Source organism: Pontibacillus halophilus JSM 076056 = DSM 19796 (assembly GCF_000425205.1).
Lineage (GTDB): Bacteria > Bacillota > Bacilli > Bacillales > BH030062 > Pontibacillus_A > Pontibacillus_A halophilus.
The window spans coordinates 482,571-503,453 of the sequence record NZ_AULI01000001.1; the positions used below are offsets into that span (position 1 = coordinate 482,571).

Here is a 20,883-nt window from a genome sequence, read left to right on the forward strand (position 1 = left end):
TCATCTGATGGCAGATCAACAACGTCCCCAAGTACAAGAAATTAATATCAGTCAAGAAATGAAGACATCCTTTATGGACTATGCCATGAGTGTAATTGTGTCTCGTGCTCTTCCTGACGTTCGAGACGGACTTAAGCCTGTGCACCGTCGTATCCTGTATGCTATGCATGATTTAGGAATGCACGCAGACAAAGCCTATAAGAAATCAGCACGTATCGTCGGTGAGGTAATTGGTAAGTACCACCCTCACGGAGATTCAGCCGTATACGACACGATGGTTCGTATGGCACAGGATTTCAACTATCGCTACGAGCTTGTCGATGGACACGGAAACTTTGGTTCAGTCGATGGAGATGCAGCGGCTGCTATGCGTTATACCGAAGCGCGTATGTCTAAGATCTCGATGGAAATCCTACGAGATATCAACAAGGATACAATCGACTATGATGAGAACTACGATGGCACTGAGCGCGAACCACTCGTTCTTCCTGCCCGTTTCCCGAACCTACTTGTGAATGGTGGTAGCGGAATTGCGGTTGGAATGGCGACAAACATTCCGCCTCATCAACTCGGCGAAGTCATTGATGCGTTGCTTGCTGTAAGCCGCGATCCAGAAATTACGATTGAAGAACTTATGCAAGATTACATTTACGGACCAGATTTCCCAACGGGTGGGCAAATCCTAGGTCGTAGTGGAATCCGAAAAGCCTTTGAAACTGGTAAAGGCTCCGTTACGGTTAGAGCTAAAACCGAAATCGAAGAGTTATCGAATGGTAAGCCACGTATTATCGTGACTGAGCTGCCTTTCCAAGTAAACAAGGCAAAACTTGTTGAGAAGATTGCGGAGCTCGTTCGAGATAAGAAGATTGATGGAATTACAGACCTACGAGATGAGTCTGACCGTGATGGAATGCGAGTTGTGATTGAACTTCGTAAAGATGTGAACGCAAACGTCTTACTCAATAACCTGTATAAGCAAACGGCCTTACAAACCTCCTTCGGGATTAATACGCTTGCGCTTGTGAATGGTCGTCCGAAAGTACTGACACTTAAAGAATGCTTAAATCATTACTTAGCACACCAAGTGGAAGTCATCGAGCGCCGTACTCGTTATGAATTGAATAAGGCAGAAGCAAGAGCTCATATTCTTGAAGGGTTACGTGTAGCCTTAGACCACATCGATGAAATCATTACCTTAATTCGTGAATCCCAAACAACAGATATTGCGAAAGAAGGCTTAATGACTAGGTTCGAATTATCCGATAAACAGGCACAGGCGATTTTAGATATGCGTCTACAGCGCTTAACAGGATTAGAGCGTGAAAAGATTGAGTCTGAATATCAACAGCTCATCAACCACATCGCTGAACTAAAGGCAATCTTAGCCGATGAAGAGAAAGTGCTTGAAATCATTCGTGAAGAGTTAATGGAAATTCGTGACCGTTTCAACGATACACGTCGCACGGAGATCATCGCAGGTGGCGTTGACTTCATTGAGGATGAAGACCTGATTCCTGAAGAGACGGTTGTAGTGACTCTAACTCACCAAGGATATATTAAGCGCCTTCCAGCAACTACGTATCGTTCCCAACGACGTGGTGGAAGAGGCATACAAGGAATGGGCACAAATGAAGACGACTTTGTGGAACATCTCCTGTCTACGTCCTCTCACCATACGTTGCTGTTCTTTACGAACAAAGGGAAAGTTTACCGCGCTAAAGGCTATGAAGTTCCTGAATTTAGTCGAACGGCGAAAGGGATTCCAATTATTAATCTACTAGGCGTTGAAAAAGGCGAGTGGGTTAATGCTGTTATAGCGGTGGATGAATTTGATGAAGAATCGTACTTGTTCTTCACAACTAAATTCGGCGTATCGAAGCGTACATCCGTTTCCCAGTTTGCAAACATCCGTAAAGGTGGCCTCATCGCACTAAACTTACGTGAAGGCGATGAATTGATCTCTGCTCGTCTAACCGACGGCAACAAAGATATCATCATCGGTACAAAAGGTGGATATCTCATCCGCTTCCCAGAAGTAGATGTCCGTCCAATGGGACGTACTGCATCAGGCGTTAAAGGAATTTCCCTTCGAGAAGACGATGAGGTTGTGTCTATGGAAATTCTAGAAGAAGATGTGTACGTATTGAACGTCACTACGAAAGGTTTCGGGAAACGAACACCAGCTTCTGAATACCGCATTACAGGGCGTGGAGGAAAAGGTATTCTCACATGTAACCTAACTGAGCGGAATGGAGAAGTGGTGACCGTTAAGGCAGTTCGTGAAGAAGAAGACGTCATGATTATTACGGAAAGTGGAGTCTTAATCCGTATGCCGGTAGACAGCATCTCCATAACTGGACGTAATACGCAAGGGGTGCGCCTCATCCGAGTTCAAGATGAAGAGGAAGTAGCAACCGTTGCACGGATTGCAAGAGAAGAAGAAGTAGAAGAAGCCATTGAAGGAGTAGCCGTTGAAGAGACGGAACATCTTCCAGGCACAACTGACCAACAACAAGAAGAAACAACCGAAGAAGAGTAGTCTAGCATAGGGATAACGGGTTCGTTATCCCTTTTTTCTCATGTTTACCCATAATAGAGGAGGAGAACAGGGTGCATATACATACAAGCCAACTCATTGAAGGATGTATGATTACAAAGGATGTAACGGGTAAAACCAATCATCCTATTGTAGAGAAGAACACGGTTGTAAAACCTATTCACATTGAAATTCTTCATGACTTTATGATTGATGAAGTGGAAGTGGGGCCAAAGCTTGCGAACGGTTCGACGTTCAAACCGAAAGAGTCAAAGGAAGAACCGAGTATAGTAGAAGAAAGCTTAGATGAAAGAAGAGGGGCTTCCCCCTTTGTCGATCATTACCTAGAAGGCGTTGCTGCTTATAAGCGTATGTATCAAAATTGGAAGTCAGGAGCAGATGTCGATATCGCTTCTGTGCGCGAGACATTTCTTCCGTTGTTCAAACGTGCATCTCGGCATGCCAACGATGTCATTACACTTCATCATTACTCGAGTAAATCTGACTACATCTACCACCACAGTGTGGCTGTAGGATTGTTATCCTTCTTGATTGCATCGAAACTTCAATTCAATGAGAGAGAACAACTGCAGGTAGGGATTTCTGGATTATTGAGTGATTGTGGGATGGCGAAGATTGACGAACGTATTCTGTCTAAGTCAGGGCCATTAACCGAAGCAGAGTATACAGAGATTAAACAACATCCAAGCTATTCTTATAAGATGCTAGAGCGCGTGTCTTCCGTCAGTCAATCTGTCCGTTTTGGAGCATTGCAGCACCATGAGCGCATGGACGGCAGCGGATATCCATTAGGTGTACATGACAATAAGCTACACCCTTATGGCAAGATCATTGCTGTAAGCGATATGTATCATGCTATGACATGCGAACGTCTATATAAGACGAAGCAATCCCCGTTTAGGGTAATAGAAGCGATTATGAAAGACCAGTTTGGCAAATTTGATCCGCATGTTGTTCAAGTGTTCGTCAAACAGATTACAAACTTCTCAGCAGGGACTAAAGTGAGACTCTCTAACAACCAACATGGTGAGATTATCTTTATTGAGGACCAGTTGCCTACTAGACCAATGATTCGACTGTCTCATAGTGATCAAATCATTCATCTGAAAGATTACCCGCAAACCTATATCGAAGAAGTATTATAATCTCTCCCTCGCTAATGATGAGTTAGCGGGGGCTTTTCTGTTTAAGTAGGTCTTCAAAAAGAGCAGGCAACTTTCGCTCCGTGACAGCTAAGAACTTCTTAATATAAGCAATGTCTTCACTCGCGTGAGAGTGTATAACATCTCCCCACCATTCCGTCTCATAGCGTGCAATCATACTTAAATTGTAAAGGAGTAAATAATGAGTGAACACCTCTGGAAAAGGCGTAAACCACTCCCTTACAAGGGGAAAGGCATAAGCATGTGTCTCACTACATGTGTAAAGGACAGGATGATTCAGGCTCCTCATTGATTCTGTAAATGTAAGTTCAATAGTTGGGGGAACGTGTTCTACCTGGAGTAGTTCCGGGATTGTCTGCTTTGCCTTATCGGAGAAGTAAGAAGAAGTCCAATGCAGGTTGTCCAATACCGACTCTTCAAGGTGTGCAGTGTGATGGTGATTCCTATGAAGGAGTTGAATGTACCTTTTTGACTTGTCGAGATGGAATAGATCGCTTAGCTCAGGAATTCTTTTAAGCAATGATGCCATGGTGTATTTAGCTTGAGCCTCATGTTCCACATGAAACAAGTTCTTCAAGCTATATGCAAATAGCCCCTTTTGTTGAATCTTCACTTCGTCGTGTAGAAATGCATAATTTTGTTTCTTGCGTTTTCGACTTGTAACTCCATGCGAAAGTACAGAAGTATTTTCAGGGTAGGAAGGACATGAAGTTAATAGACACGCCTTCAATAGCTGAGACATACCGTAAAAGAGTAAAATGGGCTTAATGGAGAGTGGAGACTGATAGGATTGTTCGTATAGGCTTTGCCCGTGCTCGAGATGATAGATAAATCGATAGGTGTTCTCATAGCTTTTCTTTTCTGCTTCTTCTATGTCTGCGTATTCATAGCACTGTAGCAAATAATTTTGAGCGAGGGGAGCTGATTGTAAATAGGTGTAAATAGATTGAAAATTCCGCGTATTCATGCGAATCCCCTCCTGAGTTAAAAAACTATTGAAAAAATTTTGTCATTCACGTAACCTAAATAAAAATATAGGTTGATTGTCGTTAGTGTGCCCAGTTTCGAATGAAAAATTACGGGGAGGAATGAAAGAATGCGTGAAGATAAGTTTGCGAAAGAAGCGTTGACGTTTGATGATGTGCTCCTGCTCCCAGCTCGGTCTGATGTACTACCAAGAGATGTCGAGGTGAGAACACAGCTCTCTGAGACGTTGTCGTTAAATATTCCAGTCTTGAGTGCAGGTATGGATACGGTTACGGAAGCGGAATTAGCAATCAGTATGGCACGCCAAGGTGGTCTCGGCATCATTCATAAGAGTATGTCCATTGAAGAGCAAGCTGAACAGGTCGATCGTGTGAAGCGCTCAGAAAGTGGTGTCATTACGAATCCATTCTTTCTAACCCCCGATCACCAAGTGTTCGATGCAGAACATTTAATGGGTAAGTATAGAATTTCAGGGGTTCCAATTGTACGAAGTCATGAAGACCATACGTTAGCAGGAATCCTTACAAATCGTGATTTAAGATTCATTCAGGATTATTCGATTAAGATTGCTGAGGTGATGACTTCTGAAGAGCTCATTACAGCTCCGGTTGGAACGACGCTCGAAGAAGCAGAACGCATCCTTCAACAACATAAAATTGAGAAATTACCGTTAATCGATGAGAATCATGTTCTGAAAGGTCTCATTACCATTAAGGATATTGAGAAGGTTATTCAATTCCCACAATCGGCAAAAGACCGCCAAGGCCGACTAATTGTGGGAGCAGCTGTTGGAATTACTGCGGATACACAGCGACGTATTCAAAAGCTTGTCGAAGCAGGTGTAGATGTCATTGTGATGGATACGGCACACGGCCATTCCGCAGGCGTACTGGATGCCGTTCGTGAAGTAAGGGCCAACTACCCTGACTTAACTATTATCGCAGGTAACGTCGCGACTGCTGAGGGTACAAGAGACCTCATTGAAGCTGGAGCGACCATTGTGAAAGTTGGAATTGGTCCCGGTTCTATTTGCACAACGCGTGTCGTTGCTGGTGTAGGTGTACCGCAAATCACTGCGATTTATGATTGTGCCAACGAAGCTAGAAAGCATGGAGTGCCAGTTATTGCGGACGGGGGAATTAAATACAGTGGGGATATTGCTAAGGCGTTAGCAGCAGGCGCGCATGCCGTCATGCTCGGAAGCTTATTAGCAGGGGTCTCTGAAAGCCCTGGAGACACAGAAATCTTCCAAGGTCGTCGATTCAAAGTGTACCGTGGGATGGGGTCAGTCGGTGCTATGAAATCCGGATCTAAGGACCGTTATTTCCAAGAAGGTTCTGAAGCAAATAAATTAGTACCTGAAGGAATTGAAGGGCGTGTACCTTATAAAGGGCCACTGAAAGATACGATTCACCAACTGCTAGGAGGACTTCGTTCTGGTATGGGATACTGCGGAGCGAAGGATTTAGAAGCATTACGGAGTGAAAGTCAGTTCACGCGAATAACTAATGCGGGCTTAAGGGAGAATCACCCCCACGATGTACAGATTACGAAAGAAGCACCAAACTACTCCTTATAACCTATACGAAAGCCTTAGACAGGGACTTTTCCCTGTCTATTTTTTTGGGAGGGGCTGTGATAAAATAATCCCATATAGAAAAATATTTTTTGGAGGTAGAAACGTTGATGCGTAGAATGAAATCGCCGTTTATCATCACAGTTTTACTACTCGTGACTTTAACATCCGCGATGGTGAAACCTGCGAGTACATACGCTGCATCGGTTGATGTGGAAGCAGAGTCTGCCATTCTAGTAGATTCTGAAACTGGAAAGGTATTGTTTGAGAAACAAGCTGACGTGGCATTGCCACCGGCAAGTATGACGAAAATGATGACTGAGTATCTAGTCTTGGAAGCGATTGAGGATGGGAAGATTGCTTGGGATACTACAACCCAAATCAGTGACTATCCATATAGTATCTCAGCGAATACCACTTTCTCTGGCTTCGGTTTGAAACAGAGTAAAGACTATACAGTAGAAGAACTTTATGACGCAATGGCCATTTTCTCTGATAATGCTGCGAGTATCGCTCTTGCCGAACTTATTGCAGGAACAGAGGGAGAGTTTGTGAAGCTCATGAACCAGAAGGCTGACGAAATGGGTCTTGGAGATGCTTCATTTGTTAACTCTACAGGCTTAAATAATACAGACTTAGGTGATAACTACCCTGAGGGTACAGAGCCTGATGGTACGACATACATGTCTGCTGAATCCGTAGCTTTATTAGCTTATTACTTGATTAATGACTATCCGGATGCACTTGAGATCTCAAGTCAGCCAACATTGACATTTGAAGACCGAACGGCCGACAACTGGAACTGGATGCTTCCAGATTCCTCAGGTCAACTTCAACAGTATGCCTATGATGGCGTCGATGGATTAAAGACAGGATATACAGACCTTGCTGGATATACATTTGCTGGTACAGCAGAGAGAGGTGGTCAACGCTATATCACAGTCGTCATGCGTACGGATTCTAAGGGAGCTCGTTTTAATGAGACTGCAAAGCTACTAGACTATGGCTTTAATCAGTTCCAAACGACTGAACTCTTTGATAAGGGTTACCAGAAAGAAGACGAAGCGACTCTTCCTGTAGCGAAAGGGAAGAAAGATGAAGTTCAGGTTGCTACAAACGAAGCGTTAGAGGCTGTCATTAAAAAAGGTGAAAAAGACCAATACAATGCGGTCTATGAAATCGATGAATCAATCTTGAATGAAGATGGTAAAGTAACGGCACCTATCTCTAAAGGTGATAAAGTTGGAACGATGACTGTGGAATACACAGGTAGTGACCAATATAGCTACATCAATGATGAAGCTAAGGAATCAGTAACTATTGACCTTGTAGCACAAGAGGACGTTGAGAAATCAAATTGGTTCGTGTTGATGTTCCAATCTATATTCGGTTTCTTTGGTGATATTTTCTCAAGTGTAGTAGACACCGTTAAAGGTTGGTTCTAAGGCATATCAACTAGTGGGTTTTTTGAAGCAATTCAGTTAGAATAAAGGAAACGTTGCGTGCGTAGTCCTGTGGCTTAGTGAGCAACAATATCTTCAAGCAGAGAATAGGGGAGGTCTTTTAGTTATGGCAGTAACAGGTACAGATCGAGTAAAGCGTGGTATGGCAGAAATGCAAAAGGGCGGCGTCATTATGGATGTTGTCAATGCGGAACAGGCGAAGATTGCAGAAGAGGCGGGAGCGGTAGCCGTAATGGCACTTGAACGCGTTCCTTCAGATATTCGTGCGGCAGGAGGAGTTGCCCGTATGGCAGACCCTTCTATTGTAGAAGAAGTCATGAACGCGGTTTCGATTCCAGTTATGGCAAAGGCTCGTATTGGACACATTGTGGAAGCGCGTGTGCTTGAATCCATGGGTGTCGATTACATTGATGAGAGTGAAGTTCTGACTCCAGCTGATGAACTTTATCATATTAAGAAAGATGATTACACCGTGCCATTCGTATGCGGATGCCGTAACATCGGGGAAGCAACACGTCGTATTGCTGAAGGTGCTTCCATGCTTCGTACGAAAGGCGAGCCAGGAACAGGGAATATCGTAGAGGCGGTTCGTCACATGCGTGAAGTCCAGTCCCAAATCCGTGAGGTTGTTGGAATGAGTGATGATGAACTCATGACGTACGCTCGCGACCTAGGTGCACCTTACGAAGTACTTCGTCAAATTAAACAAGAAGGACGTCTTCCAGTCGTAAACTTTGCTGCAGGAGGTATTGCGACTCCAGCTGATGCAGCGCTAATGATGCAACTTGGAGCAGACGGCGTATTTGTTGGCTCTGGTATCTTCAAATCACAAAACCCAGCTAAATTTGCTAAAGCCATTGTAGAAGCTACTACTCATTATCAAGACTACGAGCTAATCGGGAAACTCTCTAAAGATCTCGGTGGCGCGATGCCAGGCCTTGAGATGTCTACGCTTCAAGAAGGCCAACGTATGCAAGACCGTAGCCAGTAACGCCACGACCGACACAAAGGAGAATGACCGATGGTAACGATTGGAGTTTTAGGCCTTCAAGGAGCAATTCGTGAACATGTTCAGTCAGTCGAAGAAAGTGGTGCACGTGCTGTTATTGTGAAGCGTGTCGAACAGCTTCAAGAACTAGACGGGCTCATTATTCCTGGAGGGGAAAGCACAACGATGAGAAGGCTGATTGATAGCTATGGCTTTCTTGACCTGCTTATACAATTTGGACAAGCTGGGAAACCTATTTTTGGAACGTGCGCAGGGTTAATTCTGCTAGCGAAAGAGATTGAAGGTACAGACCAGACTCATCTTGGCTTAATGGACATTCGTGTGCGACGAAATGCATTTGGTCGTCAGCGTGAGAGTTTCGAGGTTAATCTTCCTGTTAAGGGGATTGCAGAGGGATTTGAGGCTGTCTTTATCCGAGCGCCGCACATTGAATCAGTAGGTGAAGGTGTTGAAGTACTCGCAACGTATAACGACAAGATTGTAGTCGCTCAGGAAGGCCATTATTTAACGTGCGCCTTCCATCCGGAATTAACAGATGATACACGTTTAGTTCAACACTTTGTAAAAATGGTGGAAAACTATTCACAAACACTTGCATCTTCCAATTAAATCCGCTATTCTACAATCAAACAGTCGAGTACACATACAAAAGCGATGACAGGAAGTAGTAGCAGCCCCCTGATCTATAGAGAGTCAGTGTTTGGTGGGAACTGACGGTAAAGAGCTGTGAATCCATCCGCGAGCTGATAATCCCAATTCAGTAAGATTATCCGGTGCCTCCAAGCACCGTTATCAACCGTTGAGTGGGGAGACTTTGTGTCTCCAACCAGGGTGGTATCGCGGAAGTGAAAACTCTCGTCCCTTTAGCTAAGGGATGAGAGTTTTTTTTATGGTTAATCGACAACTACAAGGCCAAGGAGGCAACAATTATGTTAGATATGAAATACTTACGTAACCATTTCGATGAAGTGAAAGGAAAGCTACAGCATCGAGGAGAAGATTTAAGTGATTTAAATATATTCGGTGAATTGGACACACGCCGCCGTGAGTTAATCTCCGAAACAGAAGAGCTAAAGGCAAAACGAAACGAAGTCTCTAAGCAAATTTCTGAATTGAAGAAAGCAAAACAAGATGCGGACCACCTCATTACAGAGATGAGAGAAGTGGGCGACCGAGTTAAGGAATTAGACCAAGAACTACGTAATGTTGAAGAGCAGCTAGAGACGCTCATGATGTCGATTCCTAACATTCCACATGAGAGCGTTCCAATTGGAGAAGACGAAGACGATAATGTCTTGGCAAGAGAATGGGGAACAATTCCTCAATTGAACTTTGAAGCAAAGCCTCATTGGGAACTGTCAGAAGGGCTAGGCATTTTAGACTTTGAGCGCGCATCTAAAGTAACAGGAAGCCGTTTCGTGTTCTATAAGGGTCTTGGTGCTCGCCTTGAGCGCGCTTTAATGAGCTTCATGATGGACCTTCATGCAGAGGAGCATGGTTACGAAGAAATGCTTCCTCCATATATGGTGAACAGCCAAAGCTTAACAGGTACAGGACAGCTACCGAAATTTGAAGAAGATGCCTTTAAAGTAGAGGATTGGGGCTATTATATGGTGCCAACAGCGGAAGTACCTGTCACGAACTATCACCGCGAAGAGATTCTAAGTGGGGATGCGCTACCTCAGAAATACGTAGCCTTCAGTGCTAGCTTCCGTTCTGAAGCGGGGTCTGCCGGACGTGACACACGCGGCTTGATTCGCCAACACCAATTTAACAAAGTAGAGCTTGTTCAGTTCGTGAAGCCTGAAGATTCTTATGACGTACTTGAGGAATTGACGGGACACGCTGAGAAGGTGTTGCAACTGTTAGAGCTCCCTTATCGTGTAATGAGCATGTGTACTGGGGATTTAGGATTTACCGCTGCCAAGAAATATGACATCGAAGTTTGGCTACCAAGCTATAACACATATCGTGAGATTAGCTCTTGTTCAAACTTTGAAGACTTCCAGGCGCGTCGTTCTGGAATTCGATTCCGTCGTAGTCAGAATGATAAGCCAGAGTTTGTGCATACGTTAAATGGATCTGGACTTGCTATAGGTCGTACTGTTGCTGCTATCTTAGAGAACTACCAGCAAGAAGATGGCTCTGTCATCGTACCAGAAGTACTTCGTCCGTACATGGGTGGTAAAGAAGTCATTCAATAATTGTAGAAGAGTGCTGTGTTAATGCAGCACTCTTTTTTAATTTGTTCTTGCATCATTTCGACAAATTATGTACAATGATTTTTGGAGTCGCGCTGACTTCTGTCATCCCATTTAAGAAATCTAATAAAGTTTTTCGATATTTGTTGACATTATTAGATAAGGATGATATTATAATAAATGTCGCTACGGAGGAGTACCCAAGTCTGGCTGAAGGGAGCGGTCTTGAAAACCGCCAGGAGGTTCACGCCTCGCGGGGGTTCGAATCCCTCCTCCTCCGCCATTTTTTATGCGTGTAAAAATTGGAGATTGAAATAGAAAAAAAGGTCGTTACCGTTGTAGCGGTTTTTTTTATTAGATCACCCACCCTATAATCTACGGATTATAGGGCCTTTTTTATATACAATCCTATAGAAATAGAAAAGCCCAAGCTTATAAGCTTGGGCTTTTTCGTATTTATGGGCGATAACTAGAACGCCATTTACGTGATTGCTGAATGAAGTGTCCAATCTTCTCTAAGATCGGTTCAATGGAGCTTTCATCGTTTAGGATATCGTAATCCGCAATATTTAATCGAAGGACGGGGCAAGAGTTGAAATTATCAATCCAATTCTCATATCGGTTGAACATCTCTTCCCAATACTCTACTGGCGTTTGTTGCTCCATCGGGCGACCACGCTCTTTAATGCGGCCTACAACATCGTCAAAGGAACCTTCTAGATAAATGAGCAGGTCAGGATGAGGGAAATAGGGTGTCATAACCATTGCATCGAACAAGCTCTTATACGTATCGTAATCAACCTTGTTCATCGTGCCTTTCTCATAGTGCATCTTTGCAAAGATGCCTGTGTCCTCATAAATGGAACGGTCTTGAATAAAACCGCCACCATATTCAAAGATTTTCTTCTGCTCTTTGAAACGTTCAGCCAAGAAATAGACCTGGAGATGGAAGCTCCAGCGTTCAAAGTCGTTGTAGAATTTATCTAGATATGGGTTCGTATCCACCTTCTCTAAGGAGGTACGGAAATTTAGGGCATTCGCTAATGCGTTCGTCATGGTTGACTTACCGACCCCTACTGTACCGGCAATTGTAATGACGGCGTCGTGAGGGATGCCATAGCGGTTACGTTGGCTCATCGAATAACTTCCCCTTTGTTAAAATGGTTTTGTATCGTTTCAATCATATAGTCCAAATCTTCTTGATGGTTGACAAAGTCTAAATCATCCCCGTTAAAGCGCACAACTGGAATGTCTGGATGGTCGCGTTCAAACTTATTCATAAATAACTCATAATCACTTGAGAGCTGCTCCAAGTAAGAAGCTTGAATGTTCTGCTCCATTTCACGTCCCCGTTTCTTAATACGCTCAAGTAACGTGTCGAGGCTCGCATCAAGATATACAATCATGTTCGGACGAGGCATGTCTTGAGTTAAAATATTATAAATTTGAACGTATTTTGCGTACTCTTGCTTTTGAAGTGTACGCTCCGCAAAGATTAGGTTTTTAGAAATATGGTAATCGGACACGACAGCCTCAGACTGACTTAGAAACTTTTTTTCAATGTCACCTAGCTGTTTGTATCGATTACATAAGAAGAACATTTCCGTCTGGAAACTCCATTCTTCAATATCATCATAAAACTTCCCTAAAAAAGGATTTTCCTCTACAATCTCTTTCAATAACGTATATTGAAAATGGGAGGCAAGCTTTTTTGCTAAGGATGTCTTACCTACGCCAATGGGTCCTTCTACAGCGATAAAGGGCGTTTGTCCCATGTTTCCTCCTCCTTCAACCAGTAGACAATATTCGATACGTTCTGACAGACAAACTCTATTTTATCATACGAGAAGGTCGGAAGTAACAGCAGAATTCTCCCAATATAAAACGAAAGGCTTTTCAATCTTTTCGGTGTTTTGTATAATATGACTATTCTAGTATGGCCCTATAGCTCAGGGGATAGAGCGTAGGTTTCCTAAACCTTGCGTCGCAGGTTCGAATCCTGCTAGGGCCGTTCAATAACAAGGAATGCCTCCTTTTCACTTAGAAAGGGAGGCTTTTTTTGTTTCTTCATACAGTCAGTATCCTCGAGGAGGGGGCATTCCATTCTAGAGGGGTGCCTCTTCTTTATTCCGGTGTATCCTTTTTAGAGCAATTTGAAATTTCTTGGGTCGTACTTCCTTCTATCCTGCATATGTTCAGTAGTGTTGTGTTCCACAAAAAGGAAAAAGGAGTGTGAGAGATGGCTAAGATATGTTCAAATTGTGAGTGTTTACCATATACAGCGTTATGTGAGTGTCCAACTCAACAAGGGATTACGGTCATTCAGCCCGCATGTCAAACGTTACCGGATGGAAGTGTAACCGGAAATCCATGTTATCGACCTTCCCCTGAGAACCGTTCTTATTGGTCGTATAAAGTAATGACGGATAATGCAACCGCTACAGAGGCGGTTGACGCCTTTATCATCCCAATCTGTCAGGCGATCCTTGATGATAGTATTCTTGTGAAAGAAAAGGTTGATGGATGTGGAGACTTTGATAACGTTCCATTCCAGTTAGCTCAAACGAATCCAGTCTTCGGAACGGCTCCAGAAGGATTTCAATGGTTAATCGTCAATAACAATGGTCGCTATGGAAAAGGGATTTCAGTTGAATATCGATTAGAGGTTATAGGAAACTTCCCGAACGGTGTTCAACCAATCAGCACATTGGCTGGGGACTCTCCGCTAACGTTCGACTGTGAAGGTTGTTACATTGTGCCACAGTGTCCAGAGCCAGCTGATTTAGTGGTCGATATTGAATGTACAAGAACGATTGTGAACAATCAGGCGACACTTCTTTATCGTGCAGATATTACAAACGTAGGAGGATCACCTGCCACTGATGTACAGGTAACAGACTTAATCCTTTACAATGATTTGAACGTAACGATTGGTCAAATAACGGTTACAGGGGCTGATTTACAAGTTGACCGTGCGACGTCTGGCGAAATCCGGGTATTTGGTCAGCTTGGAACACTTAATCCTGGTCAGCATGTCGTGTTCAACATCACTGCCCCTATTTCATCAATAAAGAGTGCGGGAAGTATCTCATTTAACAATAGATTAGAAGCAGTAGCTGAAGAAACTCAAGGGTCGGATAACTGTGTACTGAATGTCCCTGCAGTACGACTGAGGGGATCGAAGTGCTGTAGAATAGAAAGCTCGAATTTAATACGATATGAAATTACGCTATCTTCAATCGGAAATTCACCTGGGACGCTTGTGAATACAGAGGATAAGCTCGCGATTCCAGAAGGAGTACGGTTCCAAATTGTTGAGTTTGATAATTGCGAGCTGTTCTTTGGCAATAGTGAACAACCTGTTCCGCTGAACACCCCATTAGAGGGGGCTGAGACGTTAACGACAAGATGTGACAACGTACCCGTACCTCAATTTGGGTCATTGACAGGCAGCATTACGATTGAGGTTCTCTCTGCTGACTTTGGGGAAGTATCACGCATTATCCGCAATACGCTGAATTCTGTTGTCCCTTCTGTTCCTGATAACCAAGTATACTTAGGTGCAGAGAATATTCCGGTATCAGTGGATACAGTACTTGAGACACAACTCGTCTGTCAGAATCCATGTCCAGACAACCAGCGAACATCCTAATACCGAAGAAAGGCAGCCTTCAATAGGCTGCCTTTTCCTTATACGCTATAGTCTTTGATCTTCGTACAAGAAGGTAAACAATCGGTGTATCAATCAATGCCACAATAAATTTGAATACGTATTGAGTCGCAATCATACCAAGTAGTGTTCCTGTTGGTACCACGCCAACAAATGCGACTGTGATAAACACGGTCGTATCAATTAGTTGGCTTGTCATGGTAGAAGCATTGTTTCGTAACCAAAGTTTGGAGTCTCCGTGCTTTTCTTTCAACTTATGGAAGATGGACACGTCTAAATGTTGACTTAGTAAGTAAGAGAAGAGACTTGCAAGCATGACACGGAAGCTCCCTCCTAGAATCGCTTCAAATTCAGTTCCGAGCTCAAAATAAGGCGCGGGAGGAAGCTGTATGGAAACGAAAATGAAAAAGAGTGCTACAAGTTGGGTAAGGAACCCAGCTTTTACGGTTTGTTTTGCGACTTCCTTGCCATACACCTCACCAATCACATCCGTCAGTAGATACGTGACGACGTATACAAGGGCTGCAGCGGGGAGGATATATGGGCCGATGGAGAAGAGCTTCACACTAATAATGTTCGATAGAATTAACAATCCAACGAAAAGGGATTGTAAGTAGATTTGCATGGTTTAGCTTCCTTTCATAAGGAAGAGGATGATAACCGCCCCTCTTAACGGTTATCAATTTTCTCTGGATAGAGGTCGTGGTTCATCAGACGGTTCTCAGCCATCCGTTCGTATTTCGTACCAGGCTGTCCATAATTGCAATACGGATCGATGGAAATACCGCCTCTTGGCGTGAATTTCCCCCACACTTCAATATAGCGCGGGTCCATTAGCTCAATTAAATCGTTCATAATTGTGTTCACGCTATCTTCGTGAAAGTCTCCGTGATTTCGGAAACTAAATAAGTATAGTTTCAATGATTTACTTTCCACCATTTTCTCACCAGGAATATAACTGATATAGATTGTGGCAAAGTCTGGCTGCCCTGTCTTTGGACAGAGTGTTGTGAATTCCGGGCAATTAAACTTTACGAAGTAATCGCGATACGGATGTTGGTTGTCGAAAGTTTCAAGAATACCTGGGTTGTATTCAAATGAATAGGGAGTCCCTTGATTGCCTAATAAGGTAACACCTGTTAACTCTTCATCTTTACGTCCACTCATGTGTGGTCCACCTTTCTGAACAGAAAAAAAACGCCACTCCTAAGGAGAGGCGTTTTTCCATTCCCTTAGTTTTTTATAGAGGGTTGAGCTAGAGAACCTCTCCCGACATATCGGAATTGTATTCCTTTATCCTTCGCTATTATAGGTGTCTATGAAAAAACTGTCAAACTGGGGGGACTAGCCATCTCCAACAGTTAGAAGGTTTCAATTCGTCCTATTCGAGGAATGACTCTATTACATCTATAAAAGGAGGAGCGAAAAACATGGAAACGTACAAGCATTACATCAATGGAGAATACGTAGATTCTACTGGGAATGAAACAATTGATATTGTAAACCCAGCTAATGAAGAAGTAATCTCAAGAACATATAAAGGTACAGAAGAAGATGTAGACAAAGCGATTGAAGCGGCATTTCAAGCGCAGAAGGAATGGGAATTAACACCTAATGTGAAGCGCGGTGAAATCGTACGCGAACTTGGAGACAAGATTGCTGAGAAGCGTGATACATTTATTCGCCTCCTTCAAGAGGAACAAGGGAAAGATTATGGGATGGCAAGCGGTGAGATTGATTTAACGATTGATTATTTCCGCTACATGTCAGAATGGGCTCGCCGAATTGAAGGTGAGATCTTGCCAAGTGATCGACCTGATGAAAATATCTTTGTATATAAGAAACCGATTGGTGTCGTTGGCGGTATCGTGCCGTGGAACTTCCCGATGTTTATTCTAGCGCGTAAAGTTGCAACATCACTTGTAACAGGATGTACCATCGTCTTGAAGCCAAGTCAACAAACACCGAATACAGCTGTTGAATTTACGAAGCTGCTACACGAAATGGATATTCCAAACGGTGTGTACAACCTCGTCATGGGTACAGGAGGTACGATTGGAAACCGTCTTGCTTCACACGAGAAAGTTCATATGATTTCAATGACTGGTAGTGTGGCAGCAGGTACGAAAGTAATGGAAGCAGCCGCACAAAATATTACGAAAGTAAATCTAGAACTTGGCGGGAAAGCACCTGCAATTGTTACACAACGTGCAGATTTAGACGTAGCAGTTGAGAACATTCGTCAATCCCGTCTTATTAATAATGGACAGGCATGTACGAACGCAGAGCGCATCTATGTGCATGAAAGTATTCACGATGAATTCGTCCAGAAGCTACAAGCTGCATTTGAGGATGTGAAATTAGGTGACCCATTACAAGATGACGACGTAGACATGGGACCACTTATTAGTGAAGACCGAATTGTAGAAGTAGAGAAAATGGTACAATCAGCTGTGGATGAAGGAGCCAAGATTGTTACTGGCGGTAAACGTGCCGATTTAGAGAAAGGGTTCTTCTACGAGCCAACTATTCTAACGAATGTTTCTCATAACAGCCATGTCGTACAAGAAGAGATTTTCGGCCCAGTCATTCCGGTTGTAACATTTAAGAACTTGGATGAAGCCATTGATATGGGGAATGACACCGAATACGGATTGTCTTCTTCTGTATACACGGAAGACTTGAGCGAGGCCATGCGAGTTGTGAACGAGCTGAAGTTTGGTGAAACGTATGTAAACCGAGAGAACATGGAAGCCGTACAAGGATATCACCAAGGGATTCGTAAATCAGGACTTGGCGGTGCAGATGGCAAGCATGGTATGGAAGACTTCCTCGTAACGCAAGTGGTTTATATGGATTATAAGAATAAGAAGAAATAAGAACGGCGCGCCACTCTGATTAATCAGGGTGGCGTTATTTATTCCTAAAAATTGGAGGCTCATACTTTTCAATCTGCTCCTTATCCCTTACAATGATAATTGACTAAATATTTGCTCAACTAAGTGATTAACGTAAGTGGTCAAATGCTTGTATGAATGCTATTTTTTTTAGCGAAATTTGTAATCGTTTACAAAATAGGATGGGGTGAAAAGAATGAATATGCAACGAATTCAAACACTTGAAGGAAACCACAACCTAGAGAATTATGAAGACACATACAAGAATTTCAACTGGGACGAAGTAAAAGATGCGTTTAGCTGGAGCCATACAGGCAAGGTGAACATTGCCTATGAGGCGATCGACCGTCATGCTGAAAATCCAGATAAGGCGGACCAACCAGCCCTCATCTTCTCATCACCAGATCGACAAGAACAGCTTACGTTCACAGACTTAAAGCAGGCAAGTAACCAATTTGCGAACGTATTGAAGAAACACGAGATTCAAAAAGGAGATCGAGTCTTCTTATTCATGCCAAGGAGTCCAGAGTTTTACGCTGCATTCCTCGGTATATTAAAAGTCGGTGCTATAGCAGGTCCATTATTTGAAGCGTTCATGGAGCAAGCTGTAAGGGACCGTTTAGAAGATAGTGAAGCCACCATGCTCATCACAACAAAAGATTTGCTTGAGCGCGTTCCTGTAGACGATTTGCCAAATCTTAAGCAGATCGTATTAATTGACGGAGACGGGGAAGGTTTCATTTCGTATGAAGAAGAAATGAAGGAAGCGTCTAAGAGTTTCGATATTGAGTGGGTAGACTTGGAGGATGGGATGCTTCTCCATTACACGTCTGGTTCTACAGGGAAACCTAAAGGGGTTTACCATGTTCACAATGCGATGCTGCAACATTACCAGACGGGGAGATGGGTGCTCGACTTACAAGAAGGAGACCAGTACTGGTGTACCGCTGACCCTGGTTGGGTAACAGGCACAAGCTATGGAATCTTTGCTCCATGGTTGAATGGAGTAACAAATGTGGTACGCGGTGGACGGTTTAGTCCAGATGATTGGTATGAAACACTCCAAAATCATGGAATTACCGTCTGGTATTCTGCACCTACAGCGTTCCGAAAGCTCATGAGTGCTGGGGAGGCTCTTGTGAAGAACTATGACTTGTCTAACCTGCGCCACATCTTAAGTGTAGGAGAGCCTTTGAATCCAGAAGTCATCGCATGGGGAATGGATGCCTTCCATCTACGCGTGCACGATACGTGGTGGATGACAGAGACAGGAGCACAAGTTGTCTGTAACTTCCCATCCTTGGATATGAAACCAGGCTCTATGGGCAAGCCAATTCCTGGTGTTGAAGCGTCGATTATTGATAATGAGGGGAGCGAACTACCACCGAATCAGATGGGAAATCTAGCTGTGAAAGCTGGATGGCCATCGATGATGAGGGCGATATGGAAACGTCCAGAGAAGTATGAAAGCTACTTCTTAAATGGATGGTATATCTCAGGGGATAGCGCGTACCGAGACGAGGAAGGGTATTTCTGGTTCCAAGGACGACTAGATGATGTAATCAATACATCTGGTGAGCGTGTAGGCCCATTTGAAGTGGAAAGTAAGTTAATTGAACATAAAGCTGTTGCGGAAGCTGGTGTCATTGGGAAGCCGGATCCTGAACGTGGTGAAATTGTAAAAGCATTTATCACCTTGAACGACGGCTATGAACAATCGGATGAATTGCTAGAAGACATTCGCCAATTTGTAAAGCGTGGTCTTAGTGCTCATGCTGCCCCTCGTGAAATTGAGGTGAAAGACAAGATTCCTAAGACGCGTAGTGGTAAGATTATGCGTCGACTGCTTAAGTCATGGGAGCTTGGATTGCCAACTGGTGATACGTCTACACTAGAAGAATAGATGAAAGAGAAGCACAGAGGTTACACTCTGTGCTTTCTTTCGTATCCGCTAATTTCTTTTGATAGAATGAAATGGATTCTATTAAAGGAGTACCAATCAATGTCTATCACATCTTTCAGAACGACAAGTTTAGAAACGACGCAATGGTTTGTGTTTCTACTAGCCAGTGCAGTTGCTTTACCAATTGTGATTGGTTCAATCTTTCACATGTCATTCGAAGAAGTATCTGGCTTAATGCAGCGTACTTTCTTCGCTGTTGGCCTCACATCCTTTCTGCAAGGATGGATTGGTCATAAACTTCCGATTATGGAAGGACCAGCAGGGTTATGGATTAGTACCTTTACGGTCATGGCTCATAGCGCCTCAGAAGCAGGAAACTCACCGAAAGCGGCCCTACCGGTATTGGAAACTGCGATGTTTCTTACAGCCATCTTACTCGTAATTATCGGGGTGACGAAGCTTTCACAGAAAGTCATGGCGCTCTTTACACCACTTGTTACAGGCTCGTTCTTATTCCTATTAACCATCCAGTTAAGTGGCACGTTCTTAAGTGGCATGCTTGGGACGAATGGAGACGAAGGGACTATTCAAGTCATAGGATCATCCATTGCTTTCCTAACGTTTATACTTGTACTCGGGTTATCGACATTCGGAAGAGGATGGATGAAAAGTTATGCCGTCTTACTCGGAATTGCAGTTGGATGGATTGTCTATGAGCTCATCCTTCATCCTGAGAAAACAAGTCAGGACAAAGGGGTGTTTCAACCGCCAGAATGGTTAGCATGGGGAGCTCCTTCCTTGGATTTGTCTACCCTACCTGTCGCCATTGTAACGGCACTTATCTTATTATCAAACGTGGTGGCGTCTGTTGTGGCAGTCAGCCAGTCTATACATGGCCACCCCACTTATTCGTACAGTCAAATTAATCGAGGAAGTGCCATGCTTGGGGTTACACACGGTATTTCGGCGATGTATGCCACAGTGGCGAATGTCCCTCTTGCATCTTCATCAGGATTTATTGATTTAACAGGTCAAAAACGAAAGCAACCATTTATGTATGCGTCACTTATTCTAATGGTAATTGCGTTCTTTCCACCGATCGTACAGTGGATCTCTTATATTCCTGAACCTGTAGCGAACGCAGCGTTACTTGCGACATTCGTTCAGTTAATGGGGCTCGGGCTTAAGAATATGGTTTCAAAACCGCTTGATGAAAGAAGAATCACGATTATAACCGTCTCATTCCTAGTTGGGATTGGCCTTATGTTTATCCCGGCTTCAGCCTTCCGCAACTTCCCAGCCATCTTGCAGAACGTACTCAGTAATGGACTGCTTGTAGGAACATTGCTTATCATCCTTTTAGAACAGCTGTGGAGGAATGAGGAAGACAAGTCACTTTCGTAGAAGAGAGTGGCTTTTTGTTTTGTTTCTGAGCAATTGAGGGAAGATAACAACAA

Annotated in this window: 16 protein-coding genes, 2 tRNA genes, 1 riboswitch and 1 other annotated feature; of the genes, 13 read left to right on the forward strand and 5 right to left on the reverse strand. The window is 43.6% G+C overall.

Annotation, left to right across the window (positions count from 1 at the left end; translation table 11 throughout):
* The first annotated feature begins 7 nt into the window (after positions 1 to 7).
* Together gyrA and H513_RS0102255 are read left to right on the forward strand one after the other, a co-directional pair.
* The gene (gyrA, locus tag H513_RS0102250; protein ID WP_026799241.1) at positions 8 to 2,539 is read left to right on the forward strand and encodes a DNA gyrase subunit A; all 2,532 of its coding nucleotides are present in this window, start codon (positions 8 to 10) and stop codon (positions 2,537 to 2,539) included.
* Positions 2,540 to 2,610: 71 nt separating this feature from the next.
* Positions 2,611 to 3,702: an HD-GYP domain-containing protein gene (locus H513_RS0102255; RefSeq protein ID WP_026799242.1), complete on the forward strand. Its 1,092-nt coding sequence runs from the start codon at positions 2,611 to 2,613 to the stop codon at positions 3,700 to 3,702.
* Between the two features lie 22 nt (positions 3,703 to 3,724).
* On the opposite strand, the gene H513_RS0102260 is transcribed toward H513_RS0102255, so the two are convergent.
* The gene (locus H513_RS0102260; RefSeq protein WP_036768746.1) at positions 3,725 to 4,687 is read right to left on the reverse strand and encodes a YaaC family protein; all 963 of its coding nucleotides are present in this window, start codon (positions 4,685 to 4,687) and stop codon (positions 3,725 to 3,727) included.
* A 129-nt stretch (positions 4,688 to 4,816) separates the two neighbouring features.
* On the opposite strand from H513_RS0102260, the gene guaB reads away from it, so the two are divergent.
* The 6 genes from guaB to H513_RS0102290 all read left to right on the forward strand — a co-directional run bounded on the left by guaB (position 4,817) and on the right by H513_RS0102290 (position 11,239).
* Positions 4,817 to 6,286, forward strand: a complete 1,470-nt coding sequence (gene guaB, locus H513_RS0102265) for an IMP dehydrogenase (protein WP_026799244.1) — start codon at positions 4,817 to 4,819, stop codon at positions 6,284 to 6,286.
* A 107-nt stretch (positions 6,287 to 6,393) separates the two neighbouring features.
* A complete protein-coding gene (locus H513_RS0102270; RefSeq protein WP_026799245.1) occupies positions 6,394 to 7,728 on the forward strand; it encodes a serine hydrolase in 1,335 nt (444 codons plus the stop codon).
* Between the two features lie 124 nt (positions 7,729 to 7,852).
* Positions 7,853 to 8,737, forward strand: coding sequence for a pyridoxal 5'-phosphate synthase lyase subunit PdxS (gene pdxS, locus H513_RS0102275; RefSeq protein WP_026799246.1), 885 nt, complete (start codon positions 7,853 to 7,855; stop codon positions 8,735 to 8,737).
* Positions 8,738 to 8,767: 30 nt separating this feature from the next.
* Positions 8,768 to 9,364: a pyridoxal 5'-phosphate synthase glutaminase subunit PdxT gene (gene pdxT, locus H513_RS0102280; protein ID WP_026799247.1), complete on the forward strand. Its 597-nt coding sequence runs from the start codon at positions 8,768 to 8,770 to the stop codon at positions 9,362 to 9,364.
* A 36-nt stretch (positions 9,365 to 9,400) separates the two neighbouring features.
* Positions 9,401 to 9,621 (forward strand) — a binding site (T-box leader).
* Positions 9,622 to 9,684: 63 nt separating this feature from the next.
* Entirely contained in the window at positions 9,685 to 10,959 is a 1,275-nt protein-coding gene (gene serS, locus H513_RS0102285) for a serine--tRNA ligase (RefSeq protein WP_026799248.1), read from the forward strand.
* Positions 10,960 to 11,146: 187 nt separating this feature from the next.
* Positions 11,147 to 11,239 (forward strand) — tRNA-Ser (locus tag H513_RS0102290).
* A gap of 173 nt (positions 11,240 to 11,412) precedes the next feature.
* On the opposite strand, the gene H513_RS0102295 is transcribed toward H513_RS0102290, so the two are convergent.
* Complete coding sequence (locus H513_RS0102295) at positions 11,413 to 12,093, reverse strand: deoxynucleoside kinase (RefSeq protein WP_026799249.1); 681 nt, start codon at positions 12,091 to 12,093, stop codon at positions 11,413 to 11,415.
* The gene (locus H513_RS0102300; RefSeq protein ID WP_026799250.1) at positions 12,090 to 12,731 is read right to left on the reverse strand and encodes a deoxynucleoside kinase; all 642 of its coding nucleotides are present in this window, start codon (positions 12,729 to 12,731) and stop codon (positions 12,090 to 12,092) included. Before H513_RS0102300 ends, H513_RS0102295 begins: the two co-directional genes overlap by 4 nt.
* Positions 12,732 to 12,894: 163 nt before the next feature.
* Between H513_RS0102300 and H513_RS0102305 the strand changes: the two genes are divergently transcribed.
* Both H513_RS0102305 and H513_RS0102315 read left to right on the forward strand, forming a co-directional pair.
* Positions 12,895 to 12,967, forward strand: a tRNA-Arg gene (locus H513_RS0102305).
* Between the two features lie 228 nt (positions 12,968 to 13,195).
* Entirely contained in the window at positions 13,196 to 14,608 is a 1,413-nt protein-coding gene (locus tag H513_RS0102315) for a YabP/YqfC family sporulation protein (RefSeq protein WP_026799251.1), read from the forward strand.
* A gap of 19 nt (positions 14,609 to 14,627) precedes the next feature.
* Here the strand turns inward: H513_RS0102315 and H513_RS0102320 are convergent, their stop codons facing one another.
* Both H513_RS0102320 and queF read right to left on the reverse strand, forming a co-directional pair.
* Positions 14,628 to 15,251, reverse strand: a complete 624-nt coding sequence (locus tag H513_RS0102320) for a queuosine precursor transporter (RefSeq protein WP_026799252.1) — start codon at positions 15,249 to 15,251, stop codon at positions 14,628 to 14,630.
* Positions 15,252 to 15,295: 44 nt separating this feature from the next.
* The gene (queF, locus tag H513_RS0102325) at positions 15,296 to 15,793 is read right to left on the reverse strand and encodes a preQ(1) synthase (protein WP_026799253.1); all 498 of its coding nucleotides are present in this window, start codon (positions 15,791 to 15,793) and stop codon (positions 15,296 to 15,298) included.
* A 59-nt stretch (positions 15,794 to 15,852) separates the two neighbouring features.
* Positions 15,853 to 15,899: riboswitch (PreQ1 riboswitch) on the reverse strand.
* Positions 15,900 to 16,056: 157 nt separating this feature from the next.
* Here queF and aldA point away from each other — a divergent pair.
* The 3 genes from aldA (at position 16,057) to H513_RS0102340 (ending at position 20,830) form a co-directional block, all read left to right on the forward strand.
* Positions 16,057 to 17,505, forward strand: coding sequence for an aldehyde dehydrogenase (gene aldA, locus H513_RS0102330; protein ID WP_026799254.1), 1,449 nt, complete (start codon positions 16,057 to 16,059; stop codon positions 17,503 to 17,505).
* Positions 17,506 to 17,719: 214 nt separating this feature from the next.
* On the forward strand, positions 17,720 to 19,426 hold the full coding sequence (gene acsA, locus H513_RS0102335) for an acetate--CoA ligase (RefSeq protein WP_026799255.1): 1,707 nt from the start codon (positions 17,720 to 17,722) through the stop codon (positions 19,424 to 19,426).
* A 99-nt stretch (positions 19,427 to 19,525) separates the two neighbouring features.
* On the forward strand, positions 19,526 to 20,830 hold the full coding sequence (locus H513_RS0102340) for a purine/pyrimidine permease (protein ID WP_051239597.1): 1,305 nt from the start codon (positions 19,526 to 19,528) through the stop codon (positions 20,828 to 20,830).
* The last annotated feature ends 53 nt before the right edge of the window (positions 20,831 to 20,883 follow it).

What these genes read in the sequence shown, in the direction of transcription:
- gyrA (WP_026799241.1), top strand. Translation starts at nt 8, where the DNA reads ATGGCAGATCAACAACGTCCCCAAGTACAAGAAATTAATATCAGTCAA.
- H513_RS0102260 (WP_036768746.1), bottom strand. Translation starts at nt 4,687, where the DNA reads ATGAATACGCGGAATTTTCAATCTATTTACACCTATTTACAATCAGCT.
- guaB (WP_026799244.1), top strand. Translation starts at nt 4,817, where the DNA reads ATGCGTGAAGATAAGTTTGCGAAAGAAGCGTTGACGTTTGATGATGTG.
- H513_RS0102270 (WP_026799245.1), top strand. Translation starts at nt 6,394, where the DNA reads ATGCGTAGAATGAAATCGCCGTTTATCATCACAGTTTTACTACTCGTG.
- pdxS (WP_026799246.1), top strand. Translation starts at nt 7,853, where the DNA reads ATGGCAGTAACAGGTACAGATCGAGTAAAGCGTGGTATGGCAGAAATG.
- pdxT (WP_026799247.1), top strand. Translation starts at nt 8,768, where the DNA reads ATGGTAACGATTGGAGTTTTAGGCCTTCAAGGAGCAATTCGTGAACAT.
- serS (WP_026799248.1), top strand. Translation starts at nt 9,685, where the DNA reads ATGTTAGATATGAAATACTTACGTAACCATTTCGATGAAGTGAAAGGA.
- H513_RS0102295 (WP_026799249.1), bottom strand. Translation starts at nt 12,093, where the DNA reads ATGAGCCAACGTAACCGCTATGGCATCCCTCACGACGCCGTCATTACA.
- H513_RS0102300 (WP_026799250.1), bottom strand. Translation starts at nt 12,731, where the DNA reads ATGGGACAAACGCCCTTTATCGCTGTAGAAGGACCCATTGGCGTAGGT.
- H513_RS0102315 (WP_026799251.1), top strand. Translation starts at nt 13,196, where the DNA reads ATGGCTAAGATATGTTCAAATTGTGAGTGTTTACCATATACAGCGTTA.
- H513_RS0102320 (WP_026799252.1), bottom strand. Translation starts at nt 15,251, where the DNA reads ATGCAAATCTACTTACAATCCCTTTTCGTTGGATTGTTAATTCTATCG.
- queF (WP_026799253.1), bottom strand. Translation starts at nt 15,793, where the DNA reads ATGAGTGGACGTAAAGATGAAGAGTTAACAGGTGTTACCTTATTAGGC.
- aldA (WP_026799254.1), top strand. Translation starts at nt 16,057, where the DNA reads ATGGAAACGTACAAGCATTACATCAATGGAGAATACGTAGATTCTACT.
- acsA (WP_026799255.1), top strand. Translation starts at nt 17,720, where the DNA reads ATGAATATGCAACGAATTCAAACACTTGAAGGAAACCACAACCTAGAG.
- H513_RS0102340 (WP_051239597.1), top strand. Translation starts at nt 19,526, where the DNA reads ATGTCTATCACATCTTTCAGAACGACAAGTTTAGAAACGACGCAATGG.